Below are 12,976 nucleotides of genomic sequence, written 5' to 3'. Positions count from 1 at the left end.
GGCGCAGGGTCGGTCCGGGTCAGCGGCCGAAGGCGGCGTCCAGCAGCGTGCTGAGCTCCTGGTCGTGGCGGCCCTTGGTGCCCGCGGAGGTCGCGGCCGAGGCCGGGCGGGACACGAGGGTCACGGGGCCGTCGAGCTGCGGCACGAGGTTCAGTGCCATGAACGGCCACGGGCCCTGGTTCGCGGGCTCGTCCTGCACCCAGGTGACGTCGGCGACCGGGTAGGCGCGGAGCGCCTTGCGGATCTCGTCGAGCGGCAGCGGGTAGAGCTGCTCCACCCGCACGATCGCGGTGGACGTGTCACCGGACTTCTCGCGGCGGGCGAGCAGGTCGTAGTACAGCCGGCCGGAGACCAGCACCACGCGCGTGACGTCCTTGGCGTCCACCCCGGCGTCCGGGATGACCGGCTGGAAGCCGCCCTCGGTGAAGTCCTCCACCGAGTTCGCGGCGGCCTTGAGGCGCAGCAGCTGCTTCGGGGTGAACACGATGAGGGGCCGACGCGGGCGGGCGTAGGCGTGCTCGCGCAGCAGGTGGAAGTGGTTCGCGCCCGTGGAGGGGTTGACCACGCGCATGTTGTCCTCGGCGCACATCTGCAGGAAGCGCTCGATGCGGGCGGAGGAGTGGTCCGGCCCCTGTCCCTCGTAGCCGTGGGGGAGGAGCAGGACCACGGACGAGGTCTGCGACCACTTCTGATCGGCCGAGGAGATGAACTCGTCGATGATCGTCTGCGCGCCGTTCACGAAGTCGCCGAACTGGGCCTCCCACAGCACGAGGGCGTCGGAGCGCTCCACGGAGTAGCCGTACTCGAAGCCGAGGGCGGCGTACTCGGACAGCAGCGAGTTGTAGACCCAGAACTTCGCCTGGTCCTCGGAGAGGTGCCTCAGCGGCGCCCACGTGTCGCCGGTGATCCGGTCGTGGAACACCGAGTGGCGCTGCGTGAAGGTGCCGCGCTGGGAGTCCTGGCCCGCCAGGCGGACCGGCACGCCCTCCATGAGCAGCGAGCCGAAGGCCGCCAGCTCGGCGAAGCCCCAGTCGATGCCGCCGTCGACGGCCATCTTGGCGCGGCGCTCGAGCAGGGCCGCGAGCTTGGGGTGGACCGTAAAGCCCTCGGGCACGTCGATGTGCGCCTGCCCGATGGCCCGCAGCGTCTCGGCCGAGATGGCCGTGGACGCCGGCGCCTCCGGGGCCGCGTCCCGGTCCTCGGCCGGGCGGAGGCCCTCCCCGCCGGAGGCGGGCGCGTCCTCGTGGGTCTCCGCGAAGACCCGCTCCAGCTGCTGCTGGTAGTCCTTCAGGGCGCTGTCCGCCTCCTCCTGCGTGATGTCGCCGCGGCCCACGAGGGACTCGACGTACAGCTTGCGGGTGGAGCGCTTCTGCTCGATGAGGTTGTACATGCGCGGCTGCGTCATCGACGGGTCGTCGCCCTCGTTGTGGCCGCGGCGGCGGTAGCAGACGAGGTCGATGACGACGTCCTTGTTGAACCGCTGGCGGTACTCGAAGGCGAGCTGGGCCACGTGCACCACGGACTCCGGCTCGTCGCCGTTGACGTGGAAGATCGGGGCCTGGATGGTCTTGGCCACGTCGGTGGAGTACACCGCGGAGCGCGCCTGGGTCGGCGGCGTGGTGAAGCCCACCTGGTTGTTCACGATCACGTGGATCGTGCCGCCGGTGCGGTAGCCGGGCAGCTGCGAGAGCTGCAGGACCTCGGTCACGACGCCCTGGCCCGCGAAGGCCGCGTCGCCGTGCACGAGGATCGGCAGCACGGAGAAGGAGTCCGGGCGCTGGCCACCCAGATCGAGGCGGTCCTGCTTGGCGCGCACGACGCCCTCGAGGACCGGGTCCACAGCCTCCAGATGCGAGGGGTTCGCGGCGAGATACACGCGGGTGCTGTTGCCGGCGTCGGACACGAAGGTGCCCTCGGTGCCCATGTGGTACTTCACGTCGCCCGAGCCCGAGGCGCCGCCCGGGGTGGCCCCCTCGAACTCGCGGAAGACCTGGCTGTAGGTCTTGCCGGCGATGTTGGTGAGCACGTTCAGGCGACCGCGGTGCGCCATGCCGATGGCGACCTCGTCCAGTCCGGCGTCGGCGGCGTCGCCGAGGATGCCGTCCAGCAGCGGGATGAGGGACTCGCCGCCCTCCAGGGAGAAGCGCTTCTGGCCGATGTACTTGGTCTGCAGGAACGTCTCGAACGCCTCCGCGGCGTTGAGGCGGCCCAGGATGCGCAGCTGCTCCTCGCGGGTGGGCTTGGCGTACGGCTGCTCGAGCTTCTCCTGGAACCAGGCGCGCTCGGCCGGGTCCTGGATGTGCATGTACTCGACGCCGATGGTGCGGCAGTACGCGTCACGCAGCACGCCGAGGATCTTGCGCAGGGTCAGGCTGCTCGCCCCGCCGAAGCCGCCGGTGGGCCACTCGCGGTCCAGGTCCCACAGGGTGAGCCCGTGCTCGCGGATGTCGAGGTCCGGGTGGTAGGCCATCGAGTACTCGAGCGGGTCCACGTTGGCCAGCAGGTGGCCGCGGTCCCGGTATGCGTGGATGAGCTGCTGGATGCGGGCGACCTTGCCGACCTGCTCCTCCGGGTTCACCTGCACGTCCTGGGCCCAGCGGACGGGCTCGTAGGGGATGCGCAGGGAGTGGAAGACCTCGTCGTAGAAGCCGTCCTCGCCCAGCAGGAGGCCGTGCACGATCTTCAGGAACTCGCCCGAGCCGGCGCCCTGGATCACGCGGTGGTCGTACGTGGAGGTGAGGGTGATCGTCTTGGAGATCGCCAGGTCGTGCAGCGTGGACTCGGCGGCGCCCTGGAAGGCGGCCGGATAGGTCAGCGCGCCGACGCCGATGATGGCGGCCTGGCCCTGGGACAGGCGGGGCACCGAGTGCACGGTGCCGATGCCGCCCGGGTTGGTCAGGGAGACCGTGGTGCCGGCGTAGTCGTCCATCGTCAGCTTGTTCTTGCGGGCGCGCTGGACGAGGTCGTCGTACGCCTTCCAGAAGCCGCGGAAGTCGAGGGTCTCGGCGGCCTTCACGTTCGGGACCACGAGCGCGCGGGTGCCGTCCGGGCGGGGCAGGTCGATGGCCAGGCCGAAGTTCACGTGGGCCGGCTCCACCATGGTGGGCTTGCCGTCGCGCTCCTCGTAGGTCACGTTCATCGAGGGCATGGCCGCGAGCGCGCGGACCACGGCGTAGCCGATGAGGTGGGTGAAGGAGACCTTGCCGCCGCGGGTGCGGGCCAGGTGGCTGTTGATGACCACGCGGTTGTCGATCAGCACCTTGGCCGGCAGGTCGCGCACGGTGGTGGCGGTGGGCATGGATAGGGAGGCGTCCATGTTCGTGGCCACGGCCTTGGCCATGCCCTTGAGGACGGTGGCCTTCTCCTGCTTCTCGTCCGCGGTGGTGGTGGCGGTGTCGGCGGGCTCGGAGGGCACGGCCTGGGCCGCCGGGGTCTTCTTGGGCTTGGGGCCGGTGCTGACCGAGGTCTCCTTGGGCTGCGCACCCCGGGCCGGGGCGGTCGCCGCCTTCGGCTCGGTCACCTTGGCGGTGGCCTTCGGCTCGGCCTTGGCGGCGGTCTTCGGCTCGGTCTTGGCGGCGGCCTTCGGCTCGGCCTCGGCGGCGGGGGCGCTGGCCTCGAGACGGGCGAAGATCTGTGCCCACTGCCGGTCCACGGAACCGGAGTCCTCGCGGTACTTCCGGTAGATCTCGGCCACCAGCCGTTCGTTCCCCGGGAACTCCTGTGCGAGCCGGTCCGACGTGAGTTCTGGCACTGTGTAACGCCTCTTCCTGAGCCTTGGGATGCGATGTGCTGCGCCGGGCCACCCGCGCGGCGCGCGTGGGGCCGGGAACGCCTCGAGACATCATAGTTCTTCGACGCCCCCGGTCGGAATGCCGCGGCCTCGGCTCGACTCCGCTCCCGGCGGACGCGCGGGGGCCTCACGGCGTCCGCCTCGTCTGGGAGACTGACGCCATGCGCTTCCTCACCGACCCGGCCGTCGACCTGACGTACAACGACGTCTTCCTCGTGCCCTCACACTCGGACGTCGCCAGTCGCATGGACGTGGACATCGCCCCGGATGACGGCACGGGCGCCACCATCCCCCTGGTCTCCGCCAACATGACCGCCGTCACCGGGCGCCGGATGGTCGAGACCATGGCCCGGCGCGGCGGTCTCGGGATCCTGCCGCAGGACATCCCGGCGGACGTGATCCGGGACGTCGTGCGTCGGGTGAAGGCGGCCCACCCCGTGGCGGACACCGCCCTGACCGTCGGCCCGCAGGACACGGTGCTGGACCTGCTCCACCTCGTGGACCGCCGCAAACACGGGGCCGTCTGCGTGGTGGACGCGCACGGCGGGCTGCTCGGCGTGGTCCGCCCCCAGGACTGCGAGGACGTGGACCGCTTCACCTCGGCCGCCTCCGTCATGCACCCTCCGGTGGTGACCCTCACGCTCGCCGAGCTCGGCGGCACGGACGGCGCCCCGGACAAGGACGCGCTGCGGGCGGCCTTCGAGCGCCTGCACGCCGCGCACCAGGAGATGGCCCCCGTCGTGGACCCGGCGGTGGGCACCGCCGCCCCCGTGCTGCGCGGGGTCGTCACCGCGGCGGGCCTGCTGCGCTCGTCCTTGTTCACGCCCGGTCTCGACGACGACGGACGGCTCCGCGTCGGCGCCGCCGTCGGCATCAACGGGGCGGTGGGGGAGAAGGCCGCCGTCCTGGTCGAGGCCGGCGTCGACGTGCTCGTCGTGGACACCGCGCACGGTCATCAGCGGACCATGCTGGACGCGCTCGCCGCCGTGCGGGCCCTCGACCCCGGCGTGCCCGTGGTGGCCGGCAACGTCGTCTCCGGCGACGGCGTCCGGGACCTGGTCGCGGCCGGCGCGGACATCGTCAAGGTGGGCGTGGGACCGGGCGCGATGTGCACCACGCGCATGCAGACCGCGGTGGGCCGGCCCCAGTTCTCGGCGGTCCTGGAGTGCGCCGCCGCGGCCCGCGAGCTCGGGGCACGCGTGTGGGCGGACGGCGGGGTGAAGCACCCGCGGGACGTGGCGCTCGCGCTGGCCGCCGGAGCCAGCTCGGTGATGATCGGCTCGTGGTTCGCGGGGACGCTCGAGTCTCCGGGCGACCTCGTGCACGGTCCGGACGGTCGGCGGTACAAGGAGAGCTTCGGCATGGCCTCGGCCCGCGCGGTCCAGCACCGCACCCGCCACGAGGACGCCTTCACCAAGGCCCGCAAGGCGATGTTCGAGGAGGGCATCTCCTCCTCGCGCATGTACGTGGACCCGCGCCGCCCCTCGGTGGAGGACCTGCTGGACACCATCACGTCCGGTGTGCGCTCGTCGCTGACCTACGCCGGCGCCCACGACCTGGCGGAGTTCCGTGAGCGCGCCGTCGTCGGCCTGCAGTCCGCGGCGGGCTACGAGGAGGGCCGGCCGGTCGCCTCGTCGTGGTGAGGCGGCCGCATGCCCCTGCTCGTTCCGCCGGGGCCTGACGCCCCTATACTGGGCGGACTATGGATCACCCTGACACCTGTGTGCCAGACCGCTCGTCCGCCCACGCGGACGCGGCCGGATCGGAGCCTTCCAGTCCCGGTGCCCCGCACCGCCGCCCGGCCCGCCGTCGAGGGGGTGAGGTCGGGTGGAGTGGCTCCTGCTGATCCTCGGCCTGGCCCTGATCGTGGGCACCGGGTTCTTCGTGGCCGTCGAGTTCGCCATGATCGCGATCGACGTGCCCACCGTGCAGCGCATGGTGGACGCGGGTGACCGCGGCGCCGAGCCCCTGCTGCGCTGTCTCAAGTCACTCTCGACCCAGCTCTCCGCGTGCCAGCTGGGCATCACTCTGACCACACTGCTCACCGGCTACGTGATGGACCCGGCGATCAGCCGGCTCATCGACCCGCTGCTGCTCCAGGTGGGGCTGCCGGCCGGCGTGGTGGGCACCGTCTCGCTCGTCGTCGCGATGGTCGTGGCGACCCTGCTCTCGATGCTCCTCGGCGAGCTGATCCCCAAGAACATGTCCATCGCCGAGCCCATGGCGATCGGCCGCGCACTCGCCCGGCCCCAGCTCGTGTTCAGCACCGTGTTCAAGCCGGCGATCCTGGTCCTGAACGGGTTCTCCAACGGCGTGCTGGCCCGCGTGGGCATCGAGGCCAAGGAGGAGATCTCCGGCGCCCGCAGCCCCGAGGAGCTCTCCTCGCTGGTCCGCCGCTCGGCCCAGCTGGGCACGCTCGACGCGCAGACCGCCACGTTCCTGGACCGGACGCTGCGCTTCGCGGACCGCACCGCCGCGGACGTGATGACCCCGCGCATCCGCGTGGAGACGGTGAGGGAGGACCAGGCTCTGCCCGAGGTCCTGGACCTGGCCCGCAGCACCGGCTACTCGCGGTTCCCCGTGATCGGCGACTCCTCGGACGACATCCGCGGCGTGGTGCACGTGAAGAAGGTCGTGGCCGTGCCGCGGGAGCGCCGCGCCGACCTCGAGGCCGGTGCACTGATGACGGAGGTCATCCGCGTGCCGGAGACCGTGCACCTGGACCAGCTGCTGGCCGAGCTGCGCGACGCGAACCTGCAGATGGCCGTCGTCGTGGACGAGTACGGGGGCACCGCAGGGGTGGTCACGCTCGAGGACGTGGTGGAGGAGATCGTCGGCGAGGTCGCGGACGAGCACGACCGCGTCACCCCGGGGGTCCTCCAGACGGCCTCCGGCCGCTGGTACTTCCCGGCGGAGCTGCGGCCCGACGAGGTGCGGACCCAGATCCCGGCCCTCGTGGTGCCGGAGGACGGGGCCTACGAGACCGTCGGCGGGTACATCCTGGCCCGACTGGGGCGCCTGGCGGAGGTCGGGGACGTGGTGGACGTGGACGGCGGCACCCTGACGGTCGAGCGGATGGACGGCCGCCGCATCGAGCGCGTGCGCTTCGACCCGGCCGCTGAGGACGAGGAGACGCGCGCATGAACGGGGACGTCGTCGGACTGCTGTGGCTGGTGGTCCTGTTGGCCGCCAACGCCTTCTTCGTGGCGGGCGAGTTCGCCGTCATGGGCGCCCGCCGGGCGCAGATCGAGCCGCGGGCCGAGGCCGGCTCCCGCCAGGCCCAGGTGGCGCTCTACGCGATGGAGCACGTCTCCCAGATGCTGGCCGTCTGCCAGCTCGGCATCACGGTGTGCTCCCTGCTCATCCTCAACGTGTCCGAGCCGGCGCTGCACCACCTGCTCGTCGTCCCGATGGCCGCCCTCGGGGTCCCGTCCGCGGCGGCGGACGTGACCGCCTTCGTGCTCGCGCTGCTGGTGGTCACCTTCCTGCACGTGACCCTGGGCGAGATGGTGCCCAAGAACGCCGCCGTCTCGTTCGCGGACCGCGCCGTGATGCTGCTGGCCCAGCCGCTCGTGTGGCTCTCGAAGCTGCTGCATCCCGTCGTGGCCGCGCTGAACTGGACGGCCAACCTCGTGCTGCACGCCCTGCGCATCGAGCCGAAGGACGAGGTGGCCTCCTCCTACACGCTCGAGGAGGTGCAGTCGATCGTGGCCGAGTCCACCCGCTCGGGCACCCTGGAGGACGAGTCCGGCGTGCTGCACTCGGCCCTCGAGTTCTCGGACCACCGGGCCGGGGACGTGATGGTGCCGCTCGAGCGGGTCGTCACCGTCCCCGAGGGGATCACGCCGCACGACTTCGAGTGGACCGTGGGCCGCGTGGGCTTCTCCCGGTTCGTGGTCGAGGACCCCGACGGCGGCTACACCGGCTACCTGCACCTGAAGGACGTCCTCACCGTGGGCCCGTCGGGACACGACGAGCCGATCCCGCTCACGCGCGTGCGCTCGCTGGCCAACGTGCGGCTCGAGGACGAGGTCGAGGACGCACTCGCGCTCATGCAGCGCACGGGCTCCCACCTCGCCCGGGTCATCACGCCCGAGGGCGAGACCGCGGGCATCCTCTTCCTCGAGGACGTGCTCGAGGAGCTCGTCGGGGAGATCAACGACGTGACGCAGTCGCCACGTCGGTTCCGGCCCGCGTGAGCGTCGCGCGGGCGGCGCGGTGCTACTGTTGAGAACCGATTTCACACATCCTCCCGACACGAACGAGGTCGCCCCATGCTCCGCCGCCGTCGTCTGCCCGCCCTGACCGGGGCCCTCACCGCGCTCACCCTGAGCCTCGCCGCGTGCGGCGGGACCAGCGGCGACTCCGCGGGCGAGCAGGCCGCGGGCGCCTCTGCTGCCGCCGGGTCCGGCTCGGCCGCGGGCGCGCCCGTGGCCGTCGCCACGACGACGCAGCTCGGCTCCGTGCTCGACCGCGTGGTCGCGTGCGCCGACGCCCGCAGCGTCACGGTGATGGGCCCGGGGGATGATCCGCACGACTTCTCCGCCTCGTCCGCGCAGGTGAAGGACATGGTCTCCTCCGGCCTCGTGTTCTCCAACGGCCTCGGCCTCGAGGGCGGCATGGAGTCCGCCCTCGCCAACGCCGAGGCGGACGGCGCGACCGTCGTCGAGGTGGCGCCCCAGCTGGATCCGCTGCCCTTCGGCGGCCATGACCACGCCGAGGAGGGGACAGGCCACGAGGGCCATGACCACAGGTCCGAGGATCCGCACGTCTGGATGGACGTCGCCCGCATGGCGAGGGCCGCCGAGCTGATGGGCGACACGCTCGCCCAGGAGCGGGGTGACGAGAGGTTCGCCGAGTGCGGCGCGACCGTGCGCGGGGAGCTCGAGCAGACGGACACGCAGGTCCGGGAGATCCTCGCCGGGGTCCCGGAGGACCGCCGCACGCTGGTCACGGACCACGACGCCTACGGCTACTTCAGCGAGGCCTACGACTTCACCGTGTCCGGCGTCGTCGTCCCGGGCGGCTCCACCGACGGCGAGCCCTCCTCCCAGGAGCTCGCCGAGCTCGCCCGGTCCATCCGCGACGGCGGCGCGGACGCCGTGATCACGTCCGTGGGCGCACGCAACAGCCTCGTGGACACCGTGGCCGAGGAGGCCGGCGACCTGCCGGTCATCGAGGTCTACGAGGGCGGTGTCGGCCCGAAGGACACCCCGGAGGCGGACTACGCCGAGGCCATGCTCGTCAACGCCCGCACCCTCGCCGACGCGCTGGAGGGCTGAGGATGGACTGGCTGCTCGAACCCTTCCAGATGGGCTTCCAGCAGCGTGCCCTCGTCGGCGGACTCATCGCGGTGGTGATGTGCTCGGTCGTGGGCACGTGGCTGGTGCTGCGCGGGATGAGCTTCTTCGGGGACGCGTTCGTGCACGGTGTCCTGCCGGGCATCGCCCTGGCGGTCGTCACCGGCGGCAGCCCCCACCTCGGTGCCGCGGTGGCCGCCGTCGTCATGATGGCGGGCATCTCGCTGGTGCACCGGGCCACCACCCTCAAGGAGGACACCGCCATCGGCCTGCTCTTCGTGGGGATGATGGCCCTGGGCGTGGTGATCATCTCCAAGTCGGACTCCTACACGGGATCGCTCACGTCGATCCTGTTCGGCGATGTGCTGGGGGTCAGCGTGGACGGCATCGTGACCCAGGCGGTCATCGCCGTCGTGGTGATCGCCCTGGCCCTGCTGCTCTACCGGCCCCTGCTGGCGCTGAGCTTCTCCGAGGTCAAGGCGCGCTCGCTGGGCATGCGACCGGGGCTGACGCACACGCTGCTGCTGGTGATGATCGGCGCGGCCGTGATCGGTTCGTTCCAGGCGGTGGGCACGGTGCTCGTGTTCGGCCTCCTCGTGGGACCGCCCGCGACGGCGGCGCTGCTGACGCGCAGCGTGCCCCAGATGATGCTCGTCTCCGTCGTGATCGGCGCGGCGTGCGTCGTCACCGGGCTCACCCTCAGCTACCGGCTGGGCACGGCGGGTTCGGCCACCATGGCGCTCATGCCGATCCTGCTGTTCTTCGTGGTGCTCGCCGTCCGCGCCGCCGTGCTGGCGCTCCTGGGCCGGCACGTGCGCTCGCGCGCGCAGCGTGAGCAGGAGGCGCCGGTCGTGGCCCTGCCCGGAGCGGAGGCCCCCCGATGAACGCGTCCTTCCCCGCGGGCGCCGCGGCGACCCCGCCTCCCCTCGCGGTCGCCCGGGCGCTCGAACTGCGCCACGGCTCGCACGTGGCCGTCCGACCCTCCGACTTCACCCTGCCGGCCCGGCGGCTGATCGCGGTGATCGGGCCCAACGGCTCCGGCAAGTCCACGCTGCTGACCGCCCTGGCGGGCCTGAGCGACCCGGCCTCCGGTGCGCTGGAGGTGCTCGGTGAGGACCCGCGGCGGCGCTCGCAGCGCACCTCCTTCGTGATGCAGTCCATCGGCGTGCCCCAGGGCGTGCCGGTGACGGTGCGCGACGTCGTCGGGATGGGCCGATACCCCACGCTCGGATGGTTCCGTCGGTTCCGGAGGGAGGACCGGGACATCGTGGGGGCCGCCATGGAGCGCATGCAGGTCGCGGACCTGGCGCGGCGGCACCTCGACCAGCTCTCCGGAGGCCAGCGCCAGCGCGCCTACGTGGCCCAGGGCCTCGCCCAGGACCACGACGTGCTGCTGCTCGACGAGCCGATGACGGGCCTCGACATCGTCTCCGCCCGCACGATCGACGACCTCCTCCACGAGGAGCCGACGCGCGGGGTGTCCGTGGTCTACACGACCCACGATCTCGACGAGGCCGCGGAGGCGGACCACGTGGTCCTGATGAGCGGGCGCGTCGTGGCCTCCGGCCCGCCGCGGGACGTGCTCACGGTCGAGAACCTGGACATCGCGTACGGCCGGGGCGCCCTGCACGGGCCCTCCACGGCGGTCGAGGACGCGGCGGAGTTCCTGGACGACCCCGCGGGCGGCATCCGCCACTGACCGGGGCCCGGCCCGGGGTCAGGCCGCGCGGGTGCGCCCCTCGGCCCGGCAGCGGGCACACACACCGGTGATCTCCACCGTGTGGTCCGCGTCCGTGAAGCCGTGCTCCGCGGCGACGGCGGTGGCCCATGCCTCGACGTGGGGGGCGGTGACCTCGACGGTGGTCCAGCAGATCCGGCACACCAGGTGGTGATGGTGGCCCTCGTCCTCGCACCGGCGGTACACGGACTCGCCGTCGTCGCGGCGGAGCATGTCCACGAGCCCGTCGTCGAGCTGCTGCTGCAGGGTCCGGTACACGGTGGCCAGCGAGACGCGTTCGCCCTGGTCCTGGAGGCGGGCATGGAGCTCCTGCGCGCTCACGAAGTCCGGGATGCGGTCCAGGGCTCGGTCGACGGCGGCCTTCTGCCGGGTCGCCCGGGGACGGGCGGCACGGGGGCTGGGCTCGGGGGCGCTCACGGTGCTCACGACTCCTTCTGCGGCGGCTGCCGCCTCCTCCGCGCGGTCCGGAACAGGTCCGCGCGGGCCATCCTCCAGGTTATCAGCGACGCCGAAGGGGGCGTGGAGTAGGGTGTCCGGGTGCACAGCGAGACCCCGGACCCATCCCCTGTCCCGGACCGCGACGGCGCCGCCCCCGATCGACCCGACCCGCTGATCGTCGTCGACGAGGGGCAGGGCCGCGTGGTCCCGGCGCCCACGGCGGCCCCGTCCTCGTCCCATGACGCCGGCGGCGACCCCGACGCGGACATCGACGGCGTCGACCCTGAGGCCGCCGAGCCGCCCACCCTGGTGACGGTGGACGTGCTGGCCGGCTGGCTCGGCCTGGCCCCCGTCGAGGACCTGCCGCCGGTGCCCGGGGGCCCTGCCTACGCCCAGCCGGGCCGATGCCGCCCGAACCGGGTGATCCTGCTCGACGTCCGGTTCCGGGCCACGGGGGGCGGGCCGGACCACGCCGCCTATCTCCAGGGCCATCTGCCCGGCGCCGTCTACGTCTCCCTGCCCAGCCAGCTCGCCGGCCACGCCGGTCCGGCGGCGGGGCGCCACCCCCTGCCGGACGCGCGCCAGTTCGCGGAGACCGTGCGGATGTGGGGGATCGACGAGGGGGACACCATCGTGGTCTACGACGACGACCACGGCCTGTCCGCCGCGCGCGCCTGGTGGCTGCTGCGCCACGCGGGGCTGCGGGACTCCGTGCTCCTGGACGGCGGCCTCGAGGCGTGGCGCGCCGCGGGCCTGCCCCTGCAGCCCGGCGAGGTCATCCCGGTGCCCGGCACCGCCCGGCCGTCGTGGGGCCGCATGCCCGTCGTGGACACGGCCGGCGCCGAGGCGATGGCCTCCGGCGGTCTGCTCCTCGACGCGCGGGCGGCCGAGCGCTACCGCGGGGAGGTCGAGCCCTTCGACCCCGTGGCCGGTCACATCCCCGGGGCGCGGAACGCGCCCACGGCGGAGAGCATCGCCGAGGACGGTCGCCTGCGGCCCGCCGCGGAGCTGGCGGAGCGGTTCGACGCCGTCGGCGTGGACGACGCCACTCCCGTCGCCGTGTACTGCGGCTCGGGCATCACCGCGGCGCACGCCGTGCTCACCCTGGCCGTCGCGGGGCGACCCGGAGTGGCGCTCTACCCGGGTTCGTGGTCAGCATGGGTCCAGGACCCGTCCAACGCCGTCGCGGTCGGCCCCGAGCCCTACGGCGCGTCCGGCCGGGAGTGATGAGCCCCGGGGCCCCGCCCCGCCGACCCCTCAGGAGGACCCCCCATGGCCACCGTCTTCAGCAGGATCGTCGCCGGCGAGCTGCCCGCCCGCTTCGTGTGGCAGGACCAGACGTGCGTCGCGTTCCTGTCCGCCGCACCGCTCCAGCCGGGGCACACGCTCGTGGTGCCCCGTGAGGAGGTGGACGAATGGGTGGAGGTCGACCCGGCGCTGGTCACGCACCTGACGACCGTCGCCCAGCAGATCGGCAAGGCGCAGGTGGCGGCGTTCTCCGCGCGCCGGGCCGGGCTCATGATCGCCGGCTACGAGATCCCGCACCTGCACGTGCACGTGTGGCCCTCCACCTCGCTCGCCGACTTCGACCTGGCCCGCGTGGACAACGCCCCCGATCCGGCAGACCTGGACGACGCCGCCGCCCGCCTCCGCGCGGCCCTGCGGGACCTGGGCCACGGCGAGGTCGTCCCGCAGGACTGACGGCCCGCG

Annotated in this window: 10 protein-coding genes; 8 read left to right on the top strand and 2 right to left on the bottom strand. The window is 72.8% G+C overall.

Annotation, left to right across the window (positions count from 1 at the left end; translation table 11 throughout):
• Positions 1–19: 19 nt before the first annotated feature.
• Positions 20–3,751, bottom strand: a complete 3,732-nt coding sequence (locus tag HDA34_RS03125; protein WP_134376948.1) for a multifunctional oxoglutarate decarboxylase/oxoglutarate dehydrogenase thiamine pyrophosphate-binding subunit/dihydrolipoyllysine-residue succinyltransferase subunit — start codon at positions 3,749–3,751, stop codon at positions 20–22.
• Positions 3,752–3,951: 200 nt separating this feature from the next.
• Between HDA34_RS03125 and guaB1 the strand changes: the two genes are divergently transcribed.
• The 6 genes from guaB1 to HDA34_RS03095 all read left to right on the top strand — a co-directional run bounded on the left by guaB1 (position 3,952) and on the right by HDA34_RS03095 (position 10,789).
• Entirely contained in the window at positions 3,952–5,433 is a 1,482-nt protein-coding gene (guaB1, locus tag HDA34_RS03120) for a GMP reductase (protein WP_134376946.1), read from the top strand.
• 184 nt (positions 5,434–5,617) lie between these two features.
• Positions 5,618–6,934 carry a hemolysin family protein gene (locus tag HDA34_RS03115; protein WP_041104315.1) on the top strand — a complete coding sequence of 439 codons (1,317 nt, stop codon included), beginning with the start codon at positions 5,618–5,620 and terminating at the stop codon, positions 6,932–6,934.
• On the top strand, positions 6,931–7,989 hold the full coding sequence (locus HDA34_RS03110) for a hemolysin family protein (protein WP_041104317.1): 1,059 nt from the start codon (positions 6,931–6,933) through the stop codon (positions 7,987–7,989). Before HDA34_RS03115 ends, HDA34_RS03110 begins: the two co-directional genes overlap by 4 nt.
• Positions 7,990–8,064: 75 nt before the next feature.
• Positions 8,065–9,072: a metal ABC transporter substrate-binding protein gene (locus tag HDA34_RS03105; RefSeq protein ID WP_134376944.1), complete on the top strand. Its 1,008-nt coding sequence runs from the start codon at positions 8,065–8,067 to the stop codon at positions 9,070–9,072.
• Between the two features lie 2 nt (positions 9,073–9,074).
• The gene (locus tag HDA34_RS03100) at positions 9,075–9,974 is read left to right on the top strand and encodes a metal ABC transporter permease (protein ID WP_041104321.1); all 900 of its coding nucleotides are present in this window, start codon (positions 9,075–9,077) and stop codon (positions 9,972–9,974) included.
• Complete coding sequence (locus HDA34_RS03095) at positions 9,971–10,789, top strand: metal ABC transporter ATP-binding protein (protein ID WP_049147192.1); 819 nt, start codon at positions 9,971–9,973, stop codon at positions 10,787–10,789. Before HDA34_RS03100 ends, HDA34_RS03095 begins: the two co-directional genes overlap by 4 nt.
• A gap of 18 nt (positions 10,790–10,807) precedes the next feature.
• Here HDA34_RS03095 and HDA34_RS03090 read toward each other — a convergent pair whose 3' ends face one another.
• On the bottom strand, positions 10,808–11,254 hold the full coding sequence (locus tag HDA34_RS03090) for a Fur family transcriptional regulator (protein ID WP_036381728.1): 447 nt from the start codon (positions 11,252–11,254) through the stop codon (positions 10,808–10,810).
• Positions 11,255–11,365: 111 nt separating this feature from the next.
• On the opposite strand from HDA34_RS03090, the gene HDA34_RS03085 reads away from it, so the two are divergent.
• Both HDA34_RS03085 and HDA34_RS03080 read left to right on the top strand, forming a co-directional pair.
• Positions 11,366–12,493, top strand: coding sequence for a sulfurtransferase (locus tag HDA34_RS03085; protein ID WP_134376942.1), 1,128 nt, complete (start codon positions 11,366–11,368; stop codon positions 12,491–12,493).
• Between the two features lie 45 nt (positions 12,494–12,538).
• The gene (locus tag HDA34_RS03080) at positions 12,539–12,967 is read left to right on the top strand and encodes an HIT family protein (protein WP_060974188.1); all 429 of its coding nucleotides are present in this window, start codon (positions 12,539–12,541) and stop codon (positions 12,965–12,967) included.
• Positions 12,968–12,976 lie beyond the last annotated feature (9 nt).

The organism is Micrococcus luteus (assembly GCF_014138885.1).
GTDB lineage: Bacteria > Actinomycetota > Actinomycetes > Actinomycetales > Micrococcaceae > Micrococcus > Micrococcus luteus.
Note: the sequence above shows the minus strand (reverse complement) of the source record. Positions and strands in the feature narration are given on the sequence as shown.

Bases quoted from the DNA above. Each gene is read 5' to 3' on its own strand.
- guaB1 (WP_134376946.1), top strand. From the start codon at position 3,952: ATGCGCTTCCTCACCGACCCGGCCGTCGACCTGACGTACAACGACGTC.
- HDA34_RS03110 (WP_041104317.1), top strand. From the start codon at position 6,931: ATGAACGGGGACGTCGTCGGACTGCTGTGGCTGGTGGTCCTGTTGGCC.
- HDA34_RS03105 (WP_134376944.1), top strand. From the start codon at position 8,065: ATGCTCCGCCGCCGTCGTCTGCCCGCCCTGACCGGGGCCCTCACCGCG.
- HDA34_RS03100 (WP_041104321.1), top strand. From the start codon at position 9,075: ATGGACTGGCTGCTCGAACCCTTCCAGATGGGCTTCCAGCAGCGTGCC.
- HDA34_RS03095 (WP_049147192.1), top strand. From the start codon at position 9,971: ATGAACGCGTCCTTCCCCGCGGGCGCCGCGGCGACCCCGCCTCCCCTC.
- HDA34_RS03080 (WP_060974188.1), top strand. From the start codon at position 12,539: ATGGCCACCGTCTTCAGCAGGATCGTCGCCGGCGAGCTGCCCGCCCGC.